Origin of the sequence: Empedobacter sp. UBA6745, from assembly GCF_002453775.1 — a bacterium.
Lineage (GTDB): Bacteria > Bacteroidota > Bacteroidia > Flavobacteriales > Weeksellaceae > Empedobacter > Empedobacter falsenii_C.
Map to the genome: position 1 here is coordinate 1 of NZ_DKHL01000014.1, position 11,373 is coordinate 11,373.

Genomic DNA, 11,373 nt, shown 5'->3' on the forward strand with positions numbered 1-11,373 from the left:
CCGTTGCGAAGTGGATCAAAAGTAAAGTGAAGTAGTAGGGACGTTTTTTATATAAATAATTAATCTATATTAAAAAAGAAAAGGCTGTCGTAAAACAGCCTTTTCTTTTTTAATCACTTTATATTTTAAACAGTATGATATTTAAAACTTTGTTCGTTTTTAATTGTTTTCACTGATTCGTAAATCAACTCGATGACATTTTTTACATCAGCTTGATGAACCATTTCAACAGTTGTGTGCATATAACGCAACGGCAACGAAATTAAAGCCGAAGGTACTCCACCATTACTGTATGCAAAAGCATCTGTATCCGTTCCTGTTACACGAGAACTAGCCGCACGCTGAAAAGGAATATTATTTTTCTCAGCTGCATCAATAATTAATTCACGCACATTATTTTGCACAGCTGGCGCATAATAAACAACAGGACCATCACCACATTTTTGCTCACCTTCTTTCGATTTTGTAATCATTGGCGTCGTTGTATCGTGTGTAACGTCCGTAATAATTGCAACATTTGGTTTAATTGTTTGCGTAATCATTTCCGCACCACGCAATCCAACTTCTTCCTGAACCGCATTTACAACGTATAAACCAAAATCTAATTGATCTTTATTTTCTGCCAATTTACGTGCAACCTCAGCAATCATAAACCCTCCCATTCTATTGTCTATCGCACGACAAACAAAATAACGGTCATTCAACGTAAAAAATTCATCAGGATAAGTAATCACACAACCAACATGAATTCCAAGTTCTAAAACTTCCTCTTTCGATGTACAACCTGTATCAATCCAAATTTTATCTGGAGTTGGCGCTTCGTCTTTTCCTGCTTGACGCAAATGAATTGCTGGCCAACCAAAAACACCTTTCACAATTCCTTTTTTGGTATGAATATTAACCACTTTAGAAGGCGCAATCATATGATCTGATCCTCCGTTACGAATCACATAAATCAATCCGTCATCAGAAATATAATTCACAAACCAAGAAATCTCATCAGCGTGCGCTTCAATCACAACTTTATACTTCGCTTCGGGATTAATCACGCCATAAGCAGATCCGTAATTATCTGTTTTTACTTCATCTACATATGGTTTGATATAATCCATCCAAACTTTTTGTCCTTCACTTTCAAAACCTGTAGGTGATGCTGTATTTAAATATTTTGTCAAAAAATCCAAAGATTGTTGATCAAACAAATTATTTGTACTCATTTTAGTTTATTTATCTAACAAATGTACTAATTTTAGGAACAATTTTTGAACTAATTCTGATATGAAATTTTATATCTATCATATAACTTTACTACTTACTTTTATTGGATTATCTAATGTTAATGCTCAAATTTTTGGGTTAGATTTAGGTGGAAAAAATCCTGCACAAGAAATTAAAAATGATTCAATTAATTTAGATGAATTTGCTTTTAATCCTTTAGACACAATACATCTTAATGAAATGAATAGTTATTCGGTTCATTTAAAAACTGATTTAGAAAAAAAGTATTATTTATGGTTAAGAAAGCGTGTTCGCGATGTTTGGCCCTATGTAAGAACTGCTGTTAGAGAATATAATTATGTATCGGATACGATTCAAACTATGGATAAAAGACGAGACAAAAAACGTTTTATTAAATCTCGTCAAAAGGATTTAGCTGATCAATTTGAGAATCAATTAAAAAATATGTCAAGCTCTCGAGGACAAATTCTTACTAAATTAATCTATAAAGAAACCGATAAAACAACATACGATATTATAAAAGAATTACGTGGCGGATTGAATGCTTTTCTTTATCAAGCTGCAAGTGGCGCATTTAATATTGATCTGAAACAAACTTATGATCCGAAGCGAACTCGAGAAGATTTGTATATTGCAGTTATTCTTCAACGAGATTTTGCAGACGGAACGTTAAAACCTGTCGACGAAGATTAATTTATCTTTCATACTACCAATTATAATAATATTCTGATTTTTTATTATATTTGATTTAATAAAGGGAAAAACGTGGGAAACAATATAAAAAGAATTGGTGTATTAACCTCTGGAGGTGATGCGCCTGGAATGAATGCGGCCTTACGTGCCGTTGTAAGAGCATGTAAGTACTACGATATCAAATCAGTAGGAATCCGTCAAGGTTACGAAGGTTTGATTAACAATGATATGATTGAACTTGGACCTCGTTCGGTAAAAAACATTATCAATCAAGGTGGTACAATCCTTAAAACAGCTCGTTCTTTAGAATTCAAAACTGCAGAAGGTCGTCAAAAAGCATACGATCATCTAAAACAAAATAACATTGATGCTTTAGTTGTAATTGGTGGAGATGGTTCTTTTACAGGAGCAAATATCTTTCATCAAGAGTTTGGTGTTCCATTTATTGGAATTCCGGGAACAATTGACAATGATATTTTTGGAACAGATTTTACAATTGGATATGATACAGCTTTGAATACTGTCATTGATGCAATTGATAAATTAAGAGATACAGCAACTTCACATGATCGTGTATTTTTTGTAGAAGTTATGGGACGTGATGCAGGTTTTATTGCTTTAAATAGTGGAATTGCTTCAGGTGCACAAGATATTTTGATTCCAGAACAGCGTGATAGCGTCGAAGAATTATGTTCTTCTTTGGAACGTTCAGAAAAATCTGGAAAAAAATCAAGCATCGTTGTAGTTGCAGAAGGTGAAAAATTAGGTGGAGTTTTTGAATTAGCAAAACAAGTTCAAAATCGTCATCCTGAATATGATATTCGTGTAACTGTTTTAGGACACATACAACGTGGTGGTTCTCCATCTTGTCACGATCGCGTTTTAGCAAGTCGTTTAGGAATTGCTGCTGTAGAAGGTTTATTAGAAGGAAAAACAAATCTTATGGCTGGAATTCGCTCTAATAAAGTTGTATTTACAGCGATAGATGAAGCCATCAAAAAACACAATGAGATTGACGAAGAGTTAATCAAAGTAGCTAATATTTTAGCGATTTAAACATTTAATATAAAGGGAAATTATATATACTATGTCAAAAATTAAAATTGGAATCAACGGATTCGGAAGAATTGGTAGCCTTGTTTTCGGGGTTGCTATTGAGAGAAACGATATTGAAATCGTAGGTATTAACGATTTAGTAGACGTTGATTATTTAGCTTATATGCTAAAGTATGATTCGGTTCACGGAAAATTTAACGGAGAAGTTAAAGTAGAAAACGGAAACTTAATTGTTAATGGACAAACAATTCGCGTTACAGCAGAAAGAGACCCAGCAAACTTGAAATGGGACGAAGTTGGAGCTGATATCGTAATCGAAGCAACAGGTTTATTCTTAACAAAAGAAACTGCAGGAAAACACATCGAAGCTGGAGCGAAAAAAGTTGTTTTAACAGGTCCTTCTAAAGATGATACTCCTATGTTTGTAATGGGGGTTAACCACGAATCTGTGACAGCAGAAGATACAATCGTTTCTAACGCTTCTTGTACAACAAACTGTTTAGCACCATTAGCAAAAGTAATTCACGAAAATTTCGGAATTGTGGAAGCTTTAATGACTACAGTTCACGCAACTACTGCAACTCAAAAAACAGTTGACGGACCATCAATGAAAGATTGGAGAGGTGGACGTAGCGCAATGGTAAACATCATTCCATCATCTACAGGTGCTGCAAAAGCAGTTGGAAAAGTAATTCCAGAATTGAACGGAAAATTAACAGGAATGTCTTTCCGTGTACCAACAGTTGACGTTTCTGTAGTTGATTTAACAGTTAAATTAGCAAAAGAAACAAACTACGACGAAATCAAAAAAGTAATGCGCGAAGCTGCTGAAGGAGATATGAAAGGAATTGTAGGATACACAGAAGATGCTGTTGTATCTCAAGATTTCGTAGGTGATACAAGAACATCTATTTTCGATGCAGAAGCTGGTATCATGCTAAACCCTACTTTCGTTAAGTTAGTTGCTTGGTATGACAACGAAATTGGTTACTCAAACAAAGTAGTTGATTTAGTTCAACACATCGCAAAGATTTAATCCTAGATTAAAAAATAGTTTATTTTAGAAAGTCTTCTCAGATTGAGAAGACTTTTTTACAATAAATTAATATTGTGGACTAATATTTGATTTTAATTTTTTAAACCACTTACATGAAAAAAGAATTAAAAACTTTAGGTCCAAAAAAATCAACCATAGATAAAATTTTATCCTTCTCTAAATCTTTATCAAATGTTAAAATACAAAAAATGAGTTCTAAGAATACAATTCATCTAAATTAATTCTATACAACTCTTATTTATAGCTTTATTAAATCCACAATAAAGTGAATACATTATTATACATAATAGCAAAAATTAACAATTATTTATTTTTTTAAGAAATTTTTAAAAAAAATTATGAATAATTATGTTAAAAAACTTGTAAGAAATTTTTGTTTACCTATATTTGAATAAACAAAAAAATACAGCCTATAGATTTAATTCTACTTTAAAAATTAACAATTGCTACTATGAACTATGAAGACGACTCTTTATTAATCCAAGATTATTTGAGAGGTAATGAAAATGCTTTAGAAACATTGATAGAGAAATACAAAGGAAGAATCTATAGTTTTATATACTCTAAAGTCTTAGATAAAGACGTAACTGAAGATATATTTCAGGACACTTTTATCAAAGTAATCCTTACATTAAAAGGTGGACGATATAACGAAGAAGGTAAATTTTTGCCTTGGGTTATGCGTATTGCTCACAATTTAACTATTGACTATTTTCGATCAAACAAAAGAATGCCTACGGTTAGCGAAACTGTTGGTTACAATGAAGAATATAATATTTTTGACTTTATTGGTATCAGTGATGAATGTTCTGAAACTAAAATCATTAAATCACAAATTGAAAATGATTTAAGAAATTTAGTCACTCAGTTACCAGAAGATCAAAGAGAGGTATTAGAACTTAGAATATTTAAAGAATTAAGTTTTAAGGAAATTGCAGAAGAAACTGATGTTAGTATAAATACAGCATTAGGAAGAATGCGATATGCTATTATCAATCTTAGAAAAGTAATTGAAAATAATAACATTATTTTAACAGTTGATTAAAAAATAAACTTATCTTATTAGCGTTTTAAGTAAAATAAGTTTTTATGATTGAATTTTATTCTGAAAATCAAGAACCACAACAATTTACTATAATCAAAATATTATCTTTTTCAAAGTCAATTAAGTTTGTTAAATCAACGATATTACATGAGGATTATATCATTAATTTAAATTAATTTATCTTTAATAAAGATTAGAAAAGCCTAAAATGTTATACATTTTAGGCTTTTTATATATCTATAATTTGAAACAAAAAAAGACTACTTATCTAAGTAGTCTTTAATATTTATAGAAATTTTTTCTTTTTATTTTGCAACAAATGTTGACGCAATATTCAGTTCATCCATTTGTGTTTGATCAATTGGAGAAGGCGCATCAATCATAACATCACGACCTGAATTATTTTTAGGGAACGCGATGTAATCACGAATTGTTTCAGAACCATCTAAAATCGATACAAAACGGTCAAAACCGAATGCTAAACCTCCGTGAGGTGGCGCTCCGTATTTGAAAGCGTTCATTAAGAAACCAAATTGCGCTTCTGCTTGTTCTGGCGTAAATCCTAATAATTCGAACATTCTTGCTTGAACTTCTTTATCGAAAATACGAATAGAACCTCCACCGATTTCATTACCATTTAAAACTAAATCATATGCATTTGCACGAACTTCACCTGGATTAGTCGCAATTAATTCCATATCCTCTGGTTTTGGAGAAGTAAATGGGTGATGCATTGCGTGATATCTTTCAGATTCCTCATCCCATTCTAATAATGGAAAATCTACAACCCATAAAGGTGCGAAAACTTCTGGATTGCGTAAACCTAAACGTTCTGCAATTTCCATACGTAAAGCCGATAATTGCGCACGTACTTTATTTGTATTACCAGACATTACTAACATCAAATCACCTGGTTTTGCATCCATACGCTCAGCCCAAGCAGCTAAATCTTCTTGTGAATAAAATTTATCTACAGAAGATTTAAACGTTCCGTCTTCGTTGTAACGTGCCCAAACAAGTCCAGTTGCCCCAATTTGAGGACGTTGAACCCACTCAATTAATTTATCAATATCTTTGCGCGTGTAAGAATTACATCCTTCAGCAGCAATACCGACGATTAATTCTTGCTCATCAAATATTTTAAAATCTTTTCCTTTCGCTAAGTCTGTAATTTCACCGAATTCCATTCCAAAACGGATATCTGGTTTATCATTTCCATAACGACGCATTGCTTCTGCAAATGTCATCCTTGGAAATTGATCAAATTCTAAACCTTTGAATGTATGTAATAAATGTTTTGCTAAACCTTCGAAAACATTCATGATATCTTCTTGTTCAACAAACGACATTTCACAGTCAATTTGTGTAAACTCTGGTTGACGGTCTGCACGTAAATCTTCGTCACGGAAACATTTTACAATTTGGAAATAGCGGTCAAGACCTCCTACCATTAACAATTGTTTGAATGTTTGTGGCGATTGTGGTAATGCATAAAATTCACCTGGATTCATACGAGATGGAACCACAAAATCACGTGCACCTTCTGGTGTAGACTTGATTAAAACTGGAGTTTCAACTTCTACAAATTCTTGTGCATCTAAATATTTACGAACTTCCTGCGCAACTTTAGAGCGGAAGATTAATTTTTCTTTTACTGGATTACGACGAATATCTAAATAACGATATTTCATACGGATATCTTCTCCACCATCTGTATTATCTTCGATTGTAAATGGAGGCAATGCAGATTCATTTAAAATTGTAATGTTTTCTGCTAAGATTTCGATATCTCCTGTTGGAATGTTTGGATTTTTTGAAGCTCTTTCGATTACAGTTCCTGTAACTTGAATTACGAACTCACGTCCTAAATGACGAGCAGTTTCAAATAATTCTTTCGAAGAACGTTCTTCATCTAAGATGATTTGTGTGATTCCGTAGCGATCACGTAAATCGATCCACATCATAAAACCTTTGTCACGTAGCGTTGATACCCAACCGCTTAACGTTACTTTTTCATTAATGTTGGCTTGTGTTAATTCACCACAAGTATGAGTTCTAAACATTTGTCGTCAAATTTATAAGACAAAGGTAGAGTTTTGAGGTGAAATAAAGAAGTTATATAACTTTTTTGATGAAATAATTTTAAGAAAAAAGCGATTCAAAATTGAATCGCTTTTTTACTATTATGAATTTTGATTTCTCAACTTACTATGTTTATAACCGTATGTAAAATAAATTGTCAAACCAATTGCGATCCAAATCAAGAAAATCATCCAGTTTTTTAATCCTAATTGTGCCATCATATAAAAACAACATAACATACCTGCAAGTGGAATAATAGAAGTTCTTTTGAAAAACGTTCTAACAACCATAAAAACATAAATCATTAAGAATAGAATCATTGGAATTTTGTGTTTGAAAACATCCCAACCTTTTTCCATCTTCTTATCCTCATAAACTGGCAATTTGCTCAAAGTAGATTTGTATTGTTCTGGTGATAGTTGAGCCAAATAATCATCCAAAAATTCAATTTCAGATCCTGTTAATTCATTAATTGTTGCATAAGAATCTTTTAGTTCTTTTGGCGTTAACGAACTTACAAAATGTTCAACTGGCATAGGTTGCGGTTTATTCGTAAAGAAATCAATCGAATCATCTTTAAACGTTGTTGCGCATAAAAATACAATCACCGCAGTTACAATTGGCATAATGTATTTTGCATTGATAAAAGGCGTTTTAAAATTTCCTCTTTTCGCATTTGGATCAGCATCCATACGAAGTACAGCCGCACAAACCAACACAAAAGCAAACAAAGTTCCGATAGAACAAGCATCAACAACCAATTCTAAATCTGTAAATAAAATAGGAATACCTACAACAAATCCAGTAAAAATAGTCGCAAAAGATGGTGTTTTAAATTTTGGGTGAATAGTAGAAAATTTCTTTGGTAATAAACCATCGCGAGACATTGTCATCCAAATACGAGGTTGCCCAATTTGAAAAACAATAAATACACTCGCCATCGCTACTACAGCCGAAAAAGCAATAATTCCTGCCAACCACTTTAAATCTTGAATTTTATCAAAAACATACGCCAAAGGATCTCCAACATTCAATTCAGAATAATGAACCATTCCCGTAATTACTAAAGCAATCAGCACATATAAAACAGTACAAATAATGATAGACGCAAAAATTCCACGAGGCAAATCTCGCTTCGGATCTTTACATTCTTCCGCAGTTGTGCTAATCGCGTCAAACCCAATATAAGCGTAAAAAACAGACGAAACTCCAGCCAAAACGCCTCCTACTCCATTCGGTGCAAAAGGATTCCAATTATCTGGATTCACATAAAAAGCGCCAACCACAATTACCAAAAGCACCACTGCTAATTTTAACACAACCATTGCGTTACTTGCTTTTCTCGATTCATTAATACCGCGATAAACCAAAGCTGTAATCAAAAAAGTAATGATTAATGCAGGAATATCCACCACTAAATTGAATCCTAAATATGGTGCATCTTTGAAAGCTAAATATTTTGGGATTTCTTGTGCATAAGGCGAATTCGCAATTCCTTCTAATGTTTTACCTTTCGCTAATTCATTCGAAACAAATTCAAAACCTTCTCTCGCCGTAAAATAATCCATTGTCATCCATTCTGGCAGATGTAATCCCATTCCGGAGAGCAAGGTGGTAAAATAATCACTCCACGAAATCGCGAGCACAATATTCCCAATCGCATATTCCATAATCAATGCCCAACCAATTACCCAAGCAAATAATTCTCCAAATGCAACATAGCTATAGGTATACGCACTACCCGAAACAGGCACTAACGAAGCAAATTCTGCATAAGCAAAAGCTGTAAAACCACAGGCAATTGCCGTAAAAATAAAAAGGAAGATAACTGCTGGACCGCCCTCGAAACTTGCTCGACCAATGGTACTAAAAATACCAGCTCCAACAATTGCGGCGATACCAAAACCTGTTAAATCTCGAACACCTAAGGTTCTTTTCATTGTAGACGTGTTCTTTGCAGACTCTGCTAAAATGGATTCGACAGATTTTTTTCTGAATAATTGTGACATAATTTATTTAAAAACGGGCAAATATAAAAAAGACAATCCCAAAATCGGATAGAATCCGTATAAATATTGGTTTTTTATTCAAATTTTCTTTTTTATTCTGCTTGGTTAGATTAATTTTAAATTTAATTCAAAAAATTAACATGAAACAATTTTTATTTGCAATTGCTTTAGCTGCTACTTTAGTAAGTTGTGATTCTACAAAACCAATTTCTCAGGAGAAATATCAAAAGAGTCTTGTAAAATATACAGATAAAATTTCTGAAGCGGAATTAAAAAAACAGCTTTATATTATTGCTGCGCCTGATATGGAAGGTAGAAATGCTGGTACGGAAGGAGAAATAAAAGCGGGGAATTACATTTCAAATTATTACAAAGAATTAGGAATTAATGGTCCAAATAATAATTATTTCCAAATTATTCCTGCTGCTACTTTTAGTCGAGTAAAAGGTCAAATGAGAAATGTAATGGGATTCATCAAAGGTTCAGAAAAACCAGAAGAAATTGTAGTAATTTCTGCTCATTATGATCATGACGGAATCAAAGATGGAAAATTGTATCCTGGTGCTGATGATGATGGTTCTGGAACTGTTGCAGTAATGGAAATTGGTCGTATTTTCCGCGAAGCTGAGAAGAAAGGAATCCGTCCAAAACGTTCGGTTTTATTGTTACATGTTTCTGGTGAAGAAAAAGGGTTATTGGGTTCTAAATATTATTCGGAGCATCCAATTTTTCCTTTAGCAAATACAATTGCAAATGTTAATATTGATATGATTGGGCGCGTAGATTATGAGCACAACGAAAAAACAAGAGATTTTGTGTATGTTATTGGATCTGAAATGTTGTCTTCTGACTTACACAAAGCTGTTTTAGCTGCAAACAATGGATTGGGAATTAATTTGGATATGCGTTACAATACGCCAGATGATCCAAATCGTTTTTATTATCGTTCTGACCACTACAACTTTGCAAAACATAACATTCCATCTGTTTTCTTTTTTAACGGTGTTCACGATGATTACCACAAACCAGGCGATACGCCAGATAAAATTGAATATGATTTATTGACGCGTCGTACAAAATTAGCTTTCAATACAATTTGGATTTTAGCAAACGCCGAAAATAGACCAGTTGTAGACAAAGAATCTCCAATGCCTTCGACAAGATAGTTGAGAGAATTATAATACATTCCTAAAAGCATTTACATTTAAGTAAATGCTTTTTTTTATTGTTAATTTTTATATCGAATTATTTGCAGACAATCAACTAACGTAATTAATTGATTATAAACGGATAAAATAAATTTCGTTTTATATATTTAGGTATTAATATAAATCTAAAAACTATGCCAATCACAAACTTAAACAACAAACACTTATCTACTGATAAAATAAAACAAGCACAAACAGCAATAGAACAACTCGCTTTAGCCGTCAAAGAAATTGATATTAACCTAACGTCAAACGAACGCCAAAAATATGGAAGTATTAATGAGAAAAATAAATTAATCGTTCATAAAGTATATGATTATTTTCAAAATCAACCACAATTATCTTCTCCAGAAGTAAATTGGATAGAATTTGCAAAAGATTATACAAGTCGACAAAATCTAGAAGTTTTAATTTCTCAGTTAGAAAATATTACGACTCAACTACGTAATGCTAAAATTTTGCACGATTTTGATAATTATCAAGCTGCACTTACAGATTATGCTTATACGACCTATAAAGCAAGCACTTCTGTCTCTGGTTACGAAACAAAACGGAATGAAATAAGTCAATTTTTTGCAAAGAAAAAAGGAGGTTCTACTTCAACATCACCAGATACTATGTAATAATATCTATTATTTAATAAAGAAGAGTAAATTGTATTGATTTACTCTTCTTTTTGATTTAGAGACTATATTGTTTGTATTTTTCACTTCTATTTTTTAGTTATTTACTCCTTCATTTAGGTTATGAAATATAAATTCATAGTTCTAAACTTAAATTTTTAGCTTTATTACTTATTTTTTTAGGTTTTTAACCACAAATTTTAAGTTCTTGACTAAACTAATAGGCTTAAATAATAAAATAATTGACTCCTGAACCTAAAGAAAGTAGTCTTTTACCTGAAATTAGGTATTATTTAATATCTTTTATCTAATTAGAAATATGTAATCTATATACCCGTCATGCATTTTGATAATTTTAGCA

The 11,373-nt window shown here is 32.3% G+C and carries 9 protein-coding genes; 6 read left to right on the forward strand and 3 right to left on the reverse strand.

The features are described 5' to 3' along the window. Window positions 1-125 precede the first annotated feature (125 nt). Window positions 126-1,217, reverse strand: a complete 1,092-nt coding sequence (locus B4H69_RS05005) for a M42 family metallopeptidase (RefSeq protein ID WP_219034484.1) — start codon at window positions 1,215-1,217, stop codon at window positions 126-128. 61 nt (window positions 1,218-1,278) lie between these two features. On the opposite strand from B4H69_RS05005, the gene B4H69_RS05010 reads away from it, so the two are divergent. From B4H69_RS05010 to B4H69_RS05025, 4 genes are all read left to right on the forward strand, one after another. Further along, on the forward strand, window positions 1,279-1,932 hold the full coding sequence (locus B4H69_RS05010; protein ID WP_286501234.1) for a DUF4294 domain-containing protein: 654 nt from the start codon (window positions 1,279-1,281) through the stop codon (window positions 1,930-1,932). A 72-nt stretch (window positions 1,933-2,004) separates the two neighbouring features. Then, a complete protein-coding gene (gene pfkA / locus B4H69_RS05015) occupies window positions 2,005-2,988 on the forward strand; it encodes a 6-phosphofructokinase (RefSeq protein WP_038336350.1) in 984 nt (327 codons plus the stop codon). A gap of 31 nt (window positions 2,989-3,019) precedes the next feature. Further along, the gene (gene gap / locus B4H69_RS05020; RefSeq protein ID WP_180906387.1) at window positions 3,020-4,024 is read left to right on the forward strand and encodes a type I glyceraldehyde-3-phosphate dehydrogenase; all 1,005 of its coding nucleotides are present in this window, start codon (window positions 3,020-3,022) and stop codon (window positions 4,022-4,024) included. Between the two features lie 472 nt (window positions 4,025-4,496). Then, window positions 4,497-5,090 (forward strand): RNA polymerase sigma factor, encoded by a 594-nt coding sequence (locus B4H69_RS05025; protein WP_038336347.1) that lies wholly within the window; start codon window positions 4,497-4,499, stop codon window positions 5,088-5,090. Between the two features lie 305 nt (window positions 5,091-5,395). Here B4H69_RS05025 and aspS read toward each other — a convergent pair whose 3' ends face one another. Both aspS and B4H69_RS05035 read right to left on the reverse strand, forming a co-directional pair. Beyond that, window positions 5,396-7,153: an aspartate--tRNA ligase gene (gene aspS, locus B4H69_RS05030; protein WP_180906386.1), complete on the reverse strand. Its 1,758-nt coding sequence runs from the start codon at window positions 7,151-7,153 to the stop codon at window positions 5,396-5,398. 120 nt (window positions 7,154-7,273) lie between these two features. Next, window positions 7,274-9,181 carry an amino acid permease gene (locus B4H69_RS05035; RefSeq protein WP_180906385.1) on the reverse strand — a complete coding sequence of 636 codons (1,908 nt, stop codon included), beginning with the start codon at window positions 9,179-9,181 and terminating at the stop codon, window positions 7,274-7,276. 140 nt (window positions 9,182-9,321) lie between these two features. Between B4H69_RS05035 and B4H69_RS05040 the strand changes: the two genes are divergently transcribed. Together B4H69_RS05040 and B4H69_RS05045 are read left to right on the forward strand one after the other, a co-directional pair. Then, window positions 9,322-10,347, forward strand: coding sequence for a M28 family peptidase (locus B4H69_RS05040; RefSeq protein WP_180906384.1), 1,026 nt, complete (start codon window positions 9,322-9,324; stop codon window positions 10,345-10,347). Between the two features lie 176 nt (window positions 10,348-10,523). Beyond that, a complete protein-coding gene (locus tag B4H69_RS05045; protein WP_180906383.1) occupies window positions 10,524-11,012 on the forward strand; it encodes a hypothetical protein in 489 nt (162 codons plus the stop codon). Window positions 11,013-11,373: the final 361 nt, after the last annotated feature.

Excerpts from the sequence above, each read along its gene's own strand:
- B4H69_RS05005 (WP_219034484.1), bottom strand. The coding sequence starts at position 1,217 with ATGAGTACAAATAATTTGTTTGATCAACAATCTTTGGATTTTTTGACA.
- B4H69_RS05010 (WP_286501234.1), top strand. The coding sequence starts at position 1,279 with ATGAAATTTTATATCTATCATATAACTTTACTACTTACTTTTATTGGA.
- gap (WP_180906387.1), top strand. The coding sequence starts at position 3,020 with ATGTCAAAAATTAAAATTGGAATCAACGGATTCGGAAGAATTGGTAGC.
- B4H69_RS05025 (WP_038336347.1), top strand. The coding sequence starts at position 4,497 with ATGAACTATGAAGACGACTCTTTATTAATCCAAGATTATTTGAGAGGT.
- aspS (WP_180906386.1), bottom strand. The coding sequence starts at position 7,153 with ATGTTTAGAACTCATACTTGTGGTGAATTAACACAAGCCAACATTAAT.
- B4H69_RS05035 (WP_180906385.1), bottom strand. The coding sequence starts at position 9,181 with ATGTCACAATTATTCAGAAAAAAATCTGTCGAATCCATTTTAGCAGAG.
- B4H69_RS05040 (WP_180906384.1), top strand. The coding sequence starts at position 9,322 with ATGAAACAATTTTTATTTGCAATTGCTTTAGCTGCTACTTTAGTAAGT.
- B4H69_RS05045 (WP_180906383.1), top strand. The coding sequence starts at position 10,524 with ATGCCAATCACAAACTTAAACAACAAACACTTATCTACTGATAAAATA.